This window comes from Butyrivibrio sp. VCD2006 (assembly GCF_000423925.1).
Lineage (GTDB): Bacteria > Bacillota > Clostridia > Lachnospirales > Lachnospiraceae > Butyrivibrio.
Genome location: NZ_AUIX01000023.1, coordinates 19,627 through 35,315 on the forward strand (window position 1 = coordinate 19,627; position 15,689 = coordinate 35,315).

Below are 15,689 nucleotides of genomic sequence, written 5' to 3' on the forward strand. Positions count from 1 at the left end.
ATAAATAGGAATCCGGCATGAAAAAAATCAGAGAAAACATCTGGATAATTATATTAACCTTTTTATTGGTGGCACTACTCGGAGCAGTAGTGTTCTCTCTTACGATGTCACGAAAAACTGAAGTGAAGGCGACTAAAGTCGGAGCTCTGTTTATTGATAATGTTGATGATGGAGGCTGGAATCAGAGACATTATGAGGGGATTTACTACGCCTGTAAAAGTCATAATTTAAAACTTGAGATAGAAGAAAATGTGTCGGAGACAGTTGAAGATGCTGAACCTGCTATAGAGAGGCTCGTGGCGAAGGGCTGTAATGTAATCTTTATGACCAGTAATGGCTTTGATAAAAAGCTTTATCCAATGGCCGAAAAATATCCGGAGGTGCAATTCTACACCACGTCACCGGATTCCACACCCGATAATATGACAACCTATTATGGAAGACATTACCAGGTAAGATATCTTGCAGGTATGCTTGCGGGAAGAATGACTAAGACAAATGTGCTTGGTTTTGTTGCAGGAAACGAATCTACGCAGACAATAAGATCAATCAATGCATTTACTTTAGGAGCCAGAGCTGTGAATCCTGATGCTGAAGTCAAGGTCAGATATATGCACACCTGGACTGATCCTGAACTGGAAAAAGAATTGGCCAGAAAGCTGATTGAAGAGGACGGGGCAGATGTTATCACTTATCATGCAAGTCTTCATACAGCCATAGATGCTGCTGAAGAGCTTGGTGCATATTCAATTGGCTATAATAATTCAAGCACGGATTATTCAGACAAATATCTGGCTTCAGTTAACTTTAACTGGGAAAATCTATATCAGAGAATTATGGATGATTATTCTATCGGTGATATGTCTCCGGGCAAATATTATTGGCACGGAGTAGTATTTGGGACGGTAGAAATTGATCTGATCTCATCTGCAATACCACAGGAAGTAAGGGAGGAAATAGCAGACAGAATAGAAAAATTGATAAATGTACAGGATGTATTTTATGGTGATATATATACGACCATGGGAGAGAAGAAGTGTTCCAAAGGACAGAGAATAAGTGATAATGCCCTCCTTAGAAAGATGAACTGGTATGTGAAGGGGGTGAAGATTTATGAATAAAAACCTCCAGAGAGTCATACGACAGATGTCTGCAGTGCTTGTTGTGTTCGCTTTGCTCATGGGCGTACTTGGCCTTTATTTCCAGAAATATCTTTGGGATATCATCAATAACATGGTTGAAAGAAGAATCATGAGAGAAGCGGAGACTGCAGCAGATTTTTACTATGAAGAGCTGAGCACCGAAATGATGACCATTGAGCATATAGGATTACTACTCGAAGACGAAAGAACTACGTATCAGGAAGAAAACATCATCCAGGCAAAAAACGTTATAGAGACTGTGTTCAAGAATGAGCCCAGCATTCTCATGGGTATTATGAACGGTGAAGGTGAAGCTGTTTATGGAGAGAGAATCCCGCCAAACGAATACGATGCTCTTTTAAGTACAATGACCGGAAATGATGGGATTTCCTACATGGATACCGGGGCATTTTTGTTTTCCCATTCAATCCTCCACGGTGATAATGTAAGCTATGTTATCTATTCGCTTTGTTCCACCGCATATATAAAAAAGCATCACAGTCTTGATTTTATACACAATCTTGGTGCTGTTTCGCTGATGACAAGAGATGGTGATGAGGTACTGCCATTTTTAAATGTTGAGGAAAAATTTGGAAGTTTTTACAGAAGTAAGTCGGTAAGAAAGGTATTTGAAAGACTTCGTTTAGCTCATAATCTGGAGCCTGCCGGGGTAGAGAGAGTAAAAACGATCTATGGAGATATGTATTTCTATGTTGCCCAGATAGAAAATACGCATTTCATTTTAACGGGTGCCATAAGTGTTGATGAAGCAATGGGTGATTATAAATCCATTCCATATATGGTTATGGCGGTTTACTTAATTCTCTTTTTTATAATGATTATTCTTTCGATTGTTTTGATGAATTTCTCTGTTAAGGTAAGGGAGAGCGAAGAACTCAAAATAGCAAAGAAGGCTGCAGAGGATGCTTCAAAGGCCAAGGGAATGTTCCTGGCAAATATGTCCCATGAGATAAGGACACCTATCAATGCAATCCTTGGAATGAATGAACTTATAACCAGAGAAACCAGGAATGAGAATGTACAGAAATATGCATTCAGTATAAAAAGCTCGGCTAATCAGCTTCTTACTCTTGTAAATGACGTTTTGGACTTTTCAAAGATGGAAGCAGGAAAATTCCAGCTAAGATATGACACCTACTATCTTTCTGCGATACTTACCGATGTCAATGTGATGATCAGGGGAAAAGCAGAAAGTAAGGGGCTTATTTACAATGTTCATGTTGATCAGGAGATTCCCGATGCACTTGTAGGAGACGAGACCCGATTAAAGCAGGTTCTGATAAATCTCCTTACAAACTCAGTAAAATATACTATGGCCGGATTCGTCGAGCTGAGTATCAGCTATGAATCTAAGGGAGAGGATTATATTGATGTCAGATTTTCTGTTAAAGATACCGGCATAGGAATGAAGGAAGAGGACATTAAAAAGCTCTTCTTGGCATTCCAAAGACTTGATGAAGACAGGAACAAGACCATCGAAGGTACCGGCCTCGGAATGAGTATTGTTAAGCAGATTCTTGACGCTATGGAAACCACGCTTGATGTTAAGAGCGTATATGGAAAAGGAAGTGAATTCTCCTTCATTGTCAGACAGAAGGTTGATAACTGGGAGCCTATAGGCGACTACGTCATGGCAGCAGAGAGACTGGTTACGAGACAGGAAAGCTACAAGCCAAGCTTTGTTGCACCATCTGTCAGAATACTTGCGGTTGATGATACGGATATCAACCTCAGAGTTGTTTCGGGACTTCTCAATCAGACAAAGATTAAGGTGGATACGGCTCTTAGCGGTAAGCAGGCCCTTGAAATGATGATTGCCACTAAATATGATCTTGCTCTCATAGATCACCGCATGCCGGTGATGGATGGCGTTGAACTGCTAAAGCATATCAGAGAGAATAAAGAGGGAATAAATCATGATATCCCGTGTATTGCGCTGACAGCCAATGTTTTTGCGGGTATACGTGAGATGTATATTAAGGTGGGCTTTGATGATTATCTTGAAAAGCCGGTTAGCGGCGCGCGTCTGGAAGAGATGCTCATGAAATATCTTCCTCAGGATAAGCTGCAGGATGAGTCCGAACTGACAGATGAGGATGCATCTGTCGAGGAAACTTCTTCACAGGATGAGGAACCCTCAGAAAATGCTACAGAGGCAGATGTACTTAATAAACTGCGTGAACTTCAGGACAAGGGCTACGTTGATATCGACGCAGGCGTCTCCTATGCCGGATCTGAGGAGGACTTCATTGATATTGTAAGACTCTTTAGAGATACAATTGACAAAAAGTCCGAGGAGATAAGAGAGCTGTATGATGCCGGAAATATCGAGGAATACACGACGAAGGTCCATGCGCTTAAAACCGCGGCAAGGATCATCGGAGCGATGGATGTTTCTGAGAAGGCAAGGCTTCTCGAGATGGCAGGAAAAGAGAACAATCTTGATTACATAAAAGAGAACACGGAAAAGGTTCTTGAGGAATATGGAAATTATAAGAAAATATTGGAAATAATATAATCGTTAATTTAATTAATTTATAGTATAATACCAGTAGACCTAAGTTTTCACGTCTTAGGCCTTCTGGTATTTTTCATTTTTTATAAGAGATTGTTTGGGGAATTTTTGTGAGGAGTGACATGGGGACCAATTGCCGTTGTCATGATTGGCATGTGCCTAAGATTGGCTTTTTTATTCTGATTATTCTATATTTTATTGTTTCAAGGGTCACAAGGTATTGTGCGCTTTCGACTGATGAGATAATTATTGGACAGCAGCATCTGTCGCTTGTTTCATTTGCCGGAGCGTTTGATTCTGTTGGTAATGCTCTTATCATAGCGCTCGTGGTTTTTTATGGGAAGGCAGGCTTTTTAGCAAGTCTCTGTTTCTATGCCATGACTCTTGTGAATCTTTTTGTGGGAATCATTTTTGCTCACAATCTTCAGATAATCCCCGGACTTTTTACAGGACTTTGTACTCTGTTGGCGGTGGTTTTGATCTATCGAAGGAATCGGGTGATAGGAGAACTTCAGAATAACGAGATCAAGCATTTGAAGGAGCAGAAGATATTTTCCGAGAAGCTGTTCGAACAGACGGCAACAGCTCTTGTGAGTGCCATAGATGCCAAGGATGAGTACTCAAGAGGACATTCCATGAGGGTTGCCGAGTACTCGGTTAAAATAGCCAAGGCGATGGGAAAGACAGAGGATGAACTAAGAGAGGTCTACTACGCAGCACTTCTTCATGATGTTGGAAAGATAGGAATTTCAGACAGCATAATAAATAAAAAGGGAATGCCTACGGATGAGGAATACAGGGTAATCATGCAGCATCCGAACATTGGTAACCAGATACTGTCGAGTATCAGTGAATATCCTTACCTTAGTATCGGTGCTCATTATCATCATGAGCGTTTTGATGGCAAGGGCTATCCTGATGGACTTAAGGGTGAGGACATACCTGAGATAGCAAGAATAATTGCAGTAGCTGACACCTTTGATGCCATGACCTCGAGCAGAAGCTATCGCCATGCGCTTCCCCAGCAGCTCGCCTGGGAGGAGATAGTCAAGGGTACCGGGACTCAGTTTGATCCCAGGATAGTAAAAATGGCCCATAGCATTCTTGATATTGATAAAGAATTCAGAACGATGGAAAAGAATACCGTAAAGGCGCTCTCAGATAAGAATGGAATGCACTTTAAGGAATTCAGAAGCCAGATTACACCGGGTGTGCTTGTTATGACAAATCTGGTCAAGCTTCACTTTAAATATCATCGTGATGAGGTGACCACTGAAAATGACCGCGGGCCTGCACTGGTTCTGTTTGATTCATTTGACGGAAGATATCATCAGGATGAAGGCCAGGTAAAAGAACTCGGATATTATGAATATTGTGAACTCTTTGCCGATGGTACATTAAATGGTGATGGATTTAGAGACAAGCGAATAAATATCATCGAATATGAAAATGATGAAGAGACAGAGCCTATTGATATTGAGACTATAGATAGGGAATATGCCATAGAAGCTGTAAAGATCAATGATCACTTCAGGGTTGTCATTGATGACGGAAAAAGGAAGGCGGAGGTTATCATAGCTCTTCCCGATGCAACAAGATTCGTATATATGGGACTGACCGGCGAGCACTGCAGTATTACCGATGTGGTACTGAGTAAATCCAAGGAAAGTATGGGAGAGGGTTATATTCCCAGGATTGCTGATGAGATAAGCTATATAAATGGACCTGAGGGTGATATCCCGAGTATTCAGATGATAAGTCACCGTACAGAGCATTCTAAGGGCATTCCGGTTACTGAAGGACTTAAGATCAAGTTCCACACCAAGAGCATGGATACTGCAAGACTTATCTGGCATTGTGCCTATGTTTTACTCTATTCCTCAAGGGACGCAGAGGTATTCGGAGAGGATTATCAGGAATACGCTCTGATAAGACTTGATGGTGAATGTTGGGATGGCAGCTATTACTCAGAGAACAAGCTTGTAGTAAACATGAATGACAATTTCGAGGACTGGGAGACCTGGAAGCAGGGCAACAGAGAAGGCACTGACTGTACTATTTCCTTCAGGAAAAACGATAATGTCATTGTCATGACCACAGAGCTGCTTGGACTTTTCATTAAGAGCACAACAACCATTAAGGAAGACGATAAAATGGTTTATGCGGCACTTACCGGTGACCAATGTGTTATAACCGATATTAAAATTTTGATTTGATATGATGCAAGACAAAAGACTTTGGAGTAGACCACTCCGAAGTCTTTTTTTGCTTTTATTTTACTTTATATTAATAACTTTATTACGACTTTTCAGTTATAATTAGATGATGGGCGTAGTATTTCTATGAGGGGAATATTAGTGAGTAAAAGATCGCCGGGAATAAATAAAAACTGGATAATGTGCGTATCACTGGTGTTACTGGGGATTCTTATAAACGGATGCCTTTATTTCACTATGTATTCACTTAATATTCCGCTATATCTTGATACGGTGGCAACAATTGCAATGACTCTGATCGCAGGCCCGTTCTTTGGTATTGTCACTGCAGTCGGGTCTAATTTTCTTTGTATATTCTTTGATCCAAATGCATTATATTTCTCATCCATCAATGCGCTGGTAGCTATTCATACGGCTTCATTTTTCCGCAAGCATTCAACTAAGAAATTCAGGGATGTAGCTTTATATATCATGTCTGTGGCTGCCTTTGTGGGAATCATCAGCACTATTATCCAGTGGATTCTCACCGGGATACAGACAGAGAACGTTATAGAGAGCGCGGCCTATGATTTCAGCCAGGCCACAGGCTTTCCGTATCTTGTTGCTGTGCCGATACTGAGCATATTACTCAATATTGTGGATAAGGGACTTTCAGCAATACTGGCTCTTTTAATACTTAGGCTTATACCTGAAGAGATCAAGGAAAAAATCCAGGAATATACAGTAAGACAATCCCGAATAACGGAAGAAGAAATTGCTGAGATAAGGGAGCAAAAAAAGGATATTAAAGTATCTGTACGTTCAAGAGAGACGACAAGACTGCTTATTACCTCGCTTTTGATCATTCTCATTATGTCATGGACGGGACTTAGGCTTTTCTTTAATAATTCAAGGATAGATGAGACAGAGAGTGCCATGAAAACAGCAAAACTGGCTTCGGATGTCATTGAGGCATTCATGATACCTACCTTTGTGAGAGAGGGAGAAATTGCCCCGGGATATCTGGACACAAAGGAACTCCTTTACAAAATACGAGATAGCGGTTCCGGTGTTACCTATCTGTATGTCGCTGTGATAACGGAAGAAGGCTATCAGTTTGTTTTTGACCTTGATACGGAAGATGAGGTCGGATATGAGCCCGGGAGGATGGTTCCTTTCGGCGAGGAAATAAAGCCATATGTACCGGCTCTGCTTGAAGGGCAGGAAATCGAACCCATTGAACAGGAAGAGTACACACACAGAGTTCAGTCTGTTTATTACCCTGTCCGAACATCGGATGGAAGGACTATGGCCTACGTGGTCTGCGATGTGGCGCTTGATAGCATTGCTTCTTACATGACGGATTTTGTTGTGAGGGTCCTCCTCATAATGGCCGGAATTTTCATACTGATAGTTGCATATGAAATGTGGATGACCAGTGTTTATATCACTTATCCCATAAGTTCGCTCACGGCCTGTGTGGATGAGTTCGCTGAGTCGGGAGATGATCAGAAGGCTTTAGATGATAATGTAAGAAAAATCCGTGCCCTGGACATTCAGACAGACGATGAAGTGGAGAGGTTATATCAGACTCTTTGCAAAATGACGCTGAATCAGGCTGAGCAGATGCGTAATATAAGACATCTGTCTGAATCAACCGTGCAGATGCAGGATGGTCTTATTGTAACCATGGCGGATATGGTCGAGAGCCGCGACTCCGATACCGGAGCACATGTTCAAAAGACAGCTGCTTACGTAAAGATCATTGTTGAAGGACTTAAGAGAAAGGGTTATTACGCTGAAAAGATAACACCCAAATTTATCTCTGATATAGTCAGATCCGCGCCTCTTCATGATGTGGGAAAGATTAAGATTCCCGATGAGATATTAAATAAGCCTGGGAGGCTCACTGATGAAGAATTTGAAGTGATGAAAACTCACACCATAGAAGGAAAAGCCATTATTGAAAAAGCTATAAATACTGTCAAGGGTGGAAGCTATCTTAAGGAAGCAAGGAATATGGCGGCTTATCATCATGAAAGATGGGATGGAAAAGGATATCCCGAGGGACTTCACGGAGAGGTTATCCCGCTTTCGGCAAGAATAATGGCAGTGGCAGATGTTTTTGATGCATTGGTATCACCCAGAGTATATAAGCCGGCATTCCCACTTGAACAGGCTATCGAAATTTTGCAGGAAGGCGCAGGGACTCAGTTTGATGCCAAATGCATAGAAGTATTTTTGGAATCTTTGCCTGAGGTAAAGGTAATTCTTAATAAGTATCACGATAGCAGTAATGCCTGATGGAGGTTATCCGCAGAGTGAGATCCGTAAAACTAATAAGCTTAAGAATCTTAATAGCGGTATTTCTTGTCCTGCCGGCATTTTTGCCCGGTATGAAGGTGAACTCTGCCTCTGAGAGAGCTAAGAAGACAGGAGGCGGATACGCCGCATCACAGCAGATTCCGGGTATGGGATATACTGCTGAGATTTATGATGCAACAAACGGACTCGATACCTCTGATGCTAACTATATTATGGGAACCGACGATGGATATATCTGGATTGGCGGATATAGCGGAATTATCCGTTATGATGGGACGGTTTTCGAAAGACTCGACACCTCAGATGGTCTGACAAGTGGACGAGGCCTGTTTAAGGATAGTCTGGGGAGGATATGGGTAGGCACAAATGATAACGGTGTTGTGGTAATTGAGGGTGAAAAGCGCACACATTATACCTACAAGGATGGTCTTCCTTCATCATCCATAAGGGTTTTTGCAGAGGATACTGATGGCAATGTTTTCATAGCAACTACTTCAGGAGTGGCCTATGTTACACCTGACGGAGTGCTTAAGAATATCACTGATGAGAGAATAAATGATGAGCGCATATTAAGACTTGAGTCTGACAGCAATGGAACAATATATGGTCAGACCAAGAATGGTATTGTTTTTTCCATAGATAACTGCAAGGTGACGGATTGTTTTAACAGTGAAGAACTTGAAATGGAGCATATAACATCTATTCTTCCGGATCCTGACAGACCAGGTAAAATATATCTGGCTACTGATGGATCCTCGTTGTATTATGGAGAGTTTGGAAACACTGCCGGACATATGAAAAGAATATCGGTTGCTCCTATTAACGGTATTCACTGGATTAGCTATGATTGTGGACGCTTGTGGGTATCCTCCACAAATGCGATCGGATATATAGATAAAGAAGATAAATTTCATGCGCTTGAAAATCTACCGATTGATAGCGCAATTGAAATGACAACATCGGACTATCAGGGAAATCTTTGGGTCGCATCATCGACTCAGGGTGTAATGAAGATAGTTGCAAACAACTTTGTCGATGTGACGGATGCTGCAAATATTTCACCTGAGGTGACTAATGCGGTCTGCATGTATGGTGGACAGCTTTATGTGGGCACAGATAAAGGATTATATATTATTCTTTCCGACAATCGCCCTGTTTTTAATGATGTTACAAAATATATCGGCGAGGCCAGAGTCAGATGCGTTATGGAGGACGTCTTCCATAACCTTTGGATATCCACTTATACCAATGGTTTGGGATTAGTCTGTGTTTCCAAGGCAGGAGATATAACGTCCTTCACTACTGAGGATGGATTATTAAGTAATGAGGTCAGAAGTACGGCGCAGGCAAGGGATGGCGGTATTCTTGTCTGCACAAACGGAGGCCTTTCGATAATCAGAGATGGAAAAGTGGTTAGTAATGTTGGCGCAGCAGAGGGAGCAAAAAACACTGTATTTTTCAATGCTGTTGAAGATGATGATGGAACGATATATGTCGGAACTGATGGAGATGGTATTTATGCCATAGATGGAACAAATATCTCCAGGATAAGCAGGGATGACGGACTTACAAGTGACGTAGTCATGCGAATAAAGAAGGATGATAATCATGGAGTATTCTGGCTTGTTACATCCAATTCCATTCAGTATATAAAGAAAGGCAAGATTCAAACTGTAACAACTTTTCCTTATAATAATAACTATGATATTTATTTTGACAGTGATGGTTATGCCTGGATATTGTCTTCATATGGACTTTATAAATTGAGTACTCGTGACATGTTAAATGATAATGTTACTGAATACAGGCTTTATACCATAAAGAATGGACTTCCTTACGCCATAACCTCCAATTCCTACAGTGCATTGAACTCAGATGGGGGCATGTATATTGCAGGAAGGTATGGAGTAATAAAGGTCGGGATATACGGAATTTTTAAGAATGAACCTGAGATAAAAATGTCAGTGAATTCGGTTTACTGTGGAGAAGAAAGGATCTTTCCGGACTCAAACGGAAGGTATGTGCTTCCTCCCACTGATGAACGTATCCGTATTCGTGCATCGGTTCTTGATTATACAATGCTCAATCCTGAGGTTAAGCTATATCTTGATGGGCATGATGATGCCGGAATTACGGTATTGAGAAGCGAGCTTAGCAGTCTGGAGTATACGGGGCTTCCCTATGGAAATCATAAGCTTCACATACAGGTTATTAACAAGAATAATGATGAGATAATTTTGGAGGAAGTCTATGAAATTATAAAAAAGCCCAGATTCACAGAGCTTTTGATTGTAAGGGTTCTGTTTTTCATGGTTCTCGCTCTTATAGTGGGCTTTATCGTTTACAAGGTCATGCAGTATACCGTTATCAGCAGGCAGTATGGCGAGATAAAGCTTGCCAAGGATGAAGCAGAGAGAGCCAATACTGCAAAGACAAGATTCCTGGCCAATATCTCACATGAGATAAGAACACCGATAAATACCATTATGGGTATGGATGAGATGATCATGCGTGAGGATGCGACAGATGTCCCCAAGGGATATTTCATGTCCATGATGAACTATGCATTCGATATCCGTAATGCGTCAGAATCACTACTTGGACTCATCAATAACCTTCTTGATATGTCCAAGATAGAATCAGGAAAAATGCATCTTGTAGAGCTTGAGTACAACGTTCAGGATATGCTTCGTTCGATAATTTCTCTGGTGAGAATTAGGAGTACTCAGAAGGAACTTACCTTTGATGTCATTGTGGATGAAATGATTCCAAGAAGGCTCTACGGTGATGAGGGCAAGATAAAGCAGATAGTTGTAAATCTGCTTACAAATGCTGTCAAATATACCGATTACGGCGGATTTTCACTGGGCGTTACTATGCTCAAAAGGGAAGATGACAGATGTGATCTTTGCTTTAGCGTAAAGGACACCGGAATAGGCATAAAAGCCGAGGATATGGATAAGCTTTTTACGGCTTATGAGAGACTCGATGAGGAGAAAAATAACGGCATCCAGGGAACGGGACTTGGCCTTGATATTTCCAAAAGATTTGCAGAGCTTATGAATGGTGACCTCACCTGTGAAAGTGAGTATGGAGAGGGCTCTGAATTCAAGCTTTTAATAAGTCAGAGAATTATAGATGCCACACCTATAGGAACATTCTCTGAGCGCGCAGAAACAGAGGCTACGGGACCTTATGTTCCAAAGTTCATTGCGCCTGACGCAGATATACTTGTGGTTGATGACAATCCTATGAACCTTAACGTCATTAAGGGACTACTTAAGGCAACCAAAGTATTTGTCACTACTGCTTCAAGCGGAGAAGAGTGTCTTGAGAAGATTAGAGATAATAAATTCAATGTGGTACTGCTTGACCACATGATGCCGGAGATGGATGGCGTAGAAACTCTCGCAAGAATACGTGAGTTTGATACTGAGCTTCCTGTCTATGCTCTTACGGCAAATGCAAGTGTGGGTGAGGAGTTCTACACATCAAGAGGCTTTAACGGTTACCTCTCAAAGCCTGTTGATACGGAGATGCTGGAAAAGACCATCATGAAGCATCTTCCTGAAGAGATGATGGAGAAGGCTACTGAGGCTGATGCAGTTGCAGAGCTGACGGAGCTTCCTGATGACATGCTCTGGATAAAAGAGGTGCCTGAGATATCTGTTGACGAAGGAATAAAGAGCTCCGGCGGAATAGCATCCTTCCTGTTTGGCCTTAAGCTCTTCCTTGATACAATAGATGGTAATGCGAAGGTAATAAATGACGCCTATGACGCGGATAATATAAGGCTTTATACAATTAAGGTACACGCTCTTAAGAGCTCTGCAAGACTGATTGGTGCCAAGGACTTAGAGGAGCTTGCGGCAGCCCTTGAGGATGCGGGAAATCACGGAGATAAGAGCTTTATAGATGCCAATGCTAAAAGGTTTATGGATAATTATCTTGCCTTTAAGGATATTCTTTCAAGGCTTTCTGAGGGCGAGTCGGATGAAGGAAAAGAGGAGATTCCTGCAGATGAACTTGCAGATGCATACGAAGCACTTAAGGAAGTGATTCCTCAGATGGATTATGATTCAGTTGAGATGATCATCGGACAGCTAAAGGAATATAAACTTCCTGAAGAAGATGCGACAAAGGTTGCGGAACTGGAAAAATTGCTCAGAGCTTTTGACTGGGATGAGATGGAAAAGCTAATGACTGAATAGGGCATACGAAGGGAGCGCATATGTCAGATAGTATGATTGTAATAGGGGAAAAAGAATCATTTATTGTCCGGGTCTTGGTTCAAAAAGCCCAGGCAGCAGGCTGCGAGACTTCATTTGTGGGCTGGAATATAAATAAGATAAATGAGGAACTTGAGAAGGCAACGCTTGTGACTCTCTATCTGGATGATTATGTTCTGCCTCACGATGATGTGCTGCATTTTCTTACAGACAAAATGCAGGAGAAGAGTCTTGAGATGATACTTATAGGAGAGCAGGTAAAGCTGGATACCATCGAGGATTATGTGCCGAAGGAGCTTATTTACGAGAGCTTTTCAAGGCCTGTGAATAACGATGAATATGTAAAAGCCGTCATGGGATATTTCTCCAAGATGGCAGCAGGCGATTTTAAGAAAAGCATTCTGATAGTGGACGACGATGCCCAGTATCTCACCATGGTCAGGGAATGGCTGAGGGGAACCTACAAGGTATCAATGGCAAATTCAGGAATGCAGGCAATAAAATGGCTTGCTAAGAATAAGGTGGATTTGATTCTCCTGGATCATGAGATGCCGATAACCACAGGACCTCAGGTTCTTGAGATGCTAAGAAGTGAAGATGAAACCAAGAATATTCCCGTCATGTTCCTTACCGGAAAGGGTGATAAGGAAAGTGTTATGGCGGTTGTAGCCCTTAAACCGGAAGGGTATTTTCTTAAAAGCATCGACCGTGCCGAATTACTTGAAAAGCTGAACGAATTTTTCATTATGCATGGTTGATATTACTTAACGCTAAGTAGCCGTTTGTCGAAGGAAAAGGTAGCCTATGTTTGAGTTTATAAGAGCCAATCAAATGGATATTATGCTTGCACTGTGCGCTGTAAGCACAATTATGGCTTTTATGCTTATGATAACCCGCTTTCTGCCCTGGAGGAGAAAATGGGTTCTCGTTAACATGGAATTATCCGCTACGTTTCTCCTGTTTTTCGACAGGCTGGCATACATTTATGCAGGTGATGTAAGCGATGTAGGATATGTTATGGTCAGGGTATCCAACTTTTTTGTATTCTTCCTGACATCCTGGATTGTGTTCTCATTTGATCTTTATCTGGTGGATCTTCTTAATGAAGATGGTAAGACTGATATTATTCCCTTCAGACTTAAATTCGTGGGAGTTCTTGCGATTTTTGGACTGGCTCTTTCCATCCTGTCGCAGTTCATCGGCCTTTATTATACCTTCGATGAACACAATCAATATCACAGGGGCAATGGCTTTCTTATTGCATATGTTATCCCCGTTATCTGTCCCATCATTCAGTATACTGTCATTTTCCAATACAGAAAGAAGTTCAGTAAGCTCATAAATACAGCGCTGTTCCTGTATATTACGGTTCCGATTATTGTCGGGATCATCCAGATTTTTTCCTACGGAATATCCATCGTAAATATGGCGATGGTTCTTGTTTCTGTATCGCTCTATGTGTTCAATTACCTTGATATTAACGATGAGGTGGAGAGAGTCCACAATTTGGAGATGGAAAATCTGCAGAACGAACGAAAGAGTATGAAGCGACTTTTCGATCAGACTGCAACAGCACTTGTAACAGCAGCTGAGAAAAAAGATGAATACTCACAGGGGCATTCTGTTAAGGTTGCGGAAACTGCCAGGAGAATAGCTCAGGTGGCAGGGAAAGACGCGGATAAATGTGATGAGGTATACTATGCTGCTCTTCTTCATAATGTTGGAACGCTAGGGCTTCCCGATAGCCTGATTGGCAAAGAGGAAGATCTTACGGGGTTTGAGTATGAGGTTATGAAGCAGAAGCCCGTGATTGGAGGAGAGATACTTTCAAGTATTACGGAGTATCCCTATCTTAGTCTTGGAGCACATTACAGTTGCGAGAGATATGATGGCAAAGGATATCCTGACGGCCTTAAGGGCAACAGTATCCCTGATATTGCAAGAATAATCGCTATTGCAGATGCTTATGTTTCCATGGAATCAAAAAAGAGCTACAGGGATCCTCTTCCGGCACCTATGATACGCGAAGCCTTTGTAATGGAGGCAGGAGCCAAGTTTGATCCGGTATATGCTGATATTATGGTTAAGCTTATTGATTCAGGAACGATGATAGGCGCAGGTAGTGACTACGATAAGCTTGAAACAGAGATACGAAGTGTCAAATATAGAGAAACTGTTTCAAAGGGTATAGAAATTACAGATCATGTGACGAAGATATATTTCACATTTACACCACTGCAGAGCGGAGAAGGAAGTTTTAGCATGCCTTCGATCATTGTTTTTGACTCCTTTGATGAACGTGTTCATGAGAATGAAAAATCGATAATGGCATATCATTATACAGAATATGGAGAGATCTGGTTTGATGGCCACAGTATATCCACAAATGTAAGGGAGATGGAGACCGGAGTCACTGACAAGAATTCTTCAAAAGATACTGCGGGAGGAGCTTTAAGGGATGGCGGATCGGACTATATGATCACAACTTCCAAATTTGAAGATCATATAAGAATAGTGCTTGAGAGTCCCGATCAGATAGTTGAAGCCATTGCGGCACTTCCGGATAAGACCAAGTCCGTATTTGTAGGACTTACGGGAGAGAACAGTTTCCTTACCGGTATCAGGGTGGAAAAAATCGATGAGGTTGTCTCTGCAAATGACATTCGCAGAATAGCAGACGATATCGACTACACTGACAGGATGGTTTCCGATATTCCTAATTTGCAGATAGATCGCTCCTGCTCTGCGGCAACACATGGCATTCCTTTGAAGGATCATCTGAGGATAAGATTCCACTCCATGAGTCTTCCTTCAGCAAATCTTGTATGGCACTGTCCTTATATTTTGATCTTCAGTTCAAAGGACGGCAAAGTGGATGGAGAAAATTATGTAAAATATGAGCTCCTTAAATTAAATGGTGAAAGTGATGGCTCGGATGAGCGGGCAAACAACAACTTTTCTGTGGAAAAGAAGAGCGGATTTCTGGGCTGGGACAACTGGAAAGAGATGTGCAGGAAGGGTATTGACTGCGACGTTCTTCTAAAAAGAAAGGGTAATACGATTACTATAGTTACTGAAAACCTGGGCATTGCAATAGAGGACATTGTTACGGTAAAGGATGGAAATACTAATATATATGTAGCGCTTACCGGTGACCAGATTGCTCTTACGGATATAAGAATAAAATAAATCCGTAGGGTTAGTGATAAAAAGTCTAAAATATTTCTTAAATTTGATAAGATTTTGTAAAATTGATTCTTTT

Annotated in this window: 7 protein-coding genes; all 7 read left to right on the top strand. The window is 41.5% G+C overall.

The window, feature by feature from the left end; all coding sequences use genetic code 11:
* Positions 1-17 precede the first annotated feature (17 nt).
* The 7 genes from G586_RS0109910 (at position 18) to G586_RS0109940 (ending at position 15,616) form a co-directional block, all read left to right on the top strand.
* Entirely contained in the window at positions 18-1,121 is a 1,104-nt protein-coding gene (locus G586_RS0109910) for a BMP family ABC transporter substrate-binding protein (protein ID WP_026527646.1), read from the top strand.
* Positions 1,114-3,681 carry an ATP-binding protein gene (locus G586_RS24875; protein WP_051204695.1) on the top strand — a complete coding sequence of 856 codons (2,568 nt, stop codon included), beginning with the start codon at positions 1,114-1,116 and terminating at the stop codon, positions 3,679-3,681. The genes G586_RS0109910 and G586_RS24875 overlap by 8 nt, the downstream gene beginning before the upstream one ends.
* Positions 3,682-3,800: 119 nt before the next feature.
* The gene (locus tag G586_RS24880; protein WP_051204696.1) at positions 3,801-5,894 is read left to right on the top strand and encodes an HD-GYP domain-containing protein; all 2,094 of its coding nucleotides are present in this window, start codon (positions 3,801-3,803) and stop codon (positions 5,892-5,894) included.
* A 141-nt stretch (positions 5,895-6,035) separates the two neighbouring features.
* Positions 6,036-8,177: an HD-GYP domain-containing protein gene (locus tag G586_RS0109925; RefSeq protein ID WP_196811575.1), complete on the top strand. Its 2,142-nt coding sequence runs from the start codon at positions 6,036-6,038 to the stop codon at positions 8,175-8,177.
* Positions 8,178-8,194: 17 nt separating this feature from the next.
* On the top strand, positions 8,195-12,409 hold the full coding sequence (locus G586_RS0109930) for a hybrid sensor histidine kinase/response regulator (protein WP_196811576.1): 4,215 nt from the start codon (positions 8,195-8,197) through the stop codon (positions 12,407-12,409).
* 20 nt (positions 12,410-12,429) lie between these two features.
* Positions 12,430-13,185, top strand: a complete 756-nt coding sequence (locus G586_RS0109935; protein WP_026527649.1) for a response regulator — start codon at positions 12,430-12,432, stop codon at positions 13,183-13,185.
* Between the two features lie 46 nt (positions 13,186-13,231).
* On the top strand, positions 13,232-15,616 hold the full coding sequence (locus G586_RS0109940; protein WP_026527650.1) for an HD-GYP domain-containing protein: 2,385 nt from the start codon (positions 13,232-13,234) through the stop codon (positions 15,614-15,616).
* Positions 15,617-15,689: the final 73 nt, after the last annotated feature.

Coding starts and splice junctions, on each gene's coding strand:
- G586_RS0109910 (WP_026527646.1), top strand. CDS start 18: ATGAAAAAAATCAGAGAAAACATCTGGATAATTATATTAACCTTTTTA.
- G586_RS24875 (WP_051204695.1), top strand. CDS start 1,114: ATGAATAAAAACCTCCAGAGAGTCATACGACAGATGTCTGCAGTGCTT.
- G586_RS24880 (WP_051204696.1), top strand. CDS start 3,801: ATGGGGACCAATTGCCGTTGTCATGATTGGCATGTGCCTAAGATTGGC.
- G586_RS0109935 (WP_026527649.1), top strand. CDS start 12,430: ATGTCAGATAGTATGATTGTAATAGGGGAAAAAGAATCATTTATTGTC.
- G586_RS0109940 (WP_026527650.1), top strand. CDS start 13,232: ATGTTTGAGTTTATAAGAGCCAATCAAATGGATATTATGCTTGCACTG.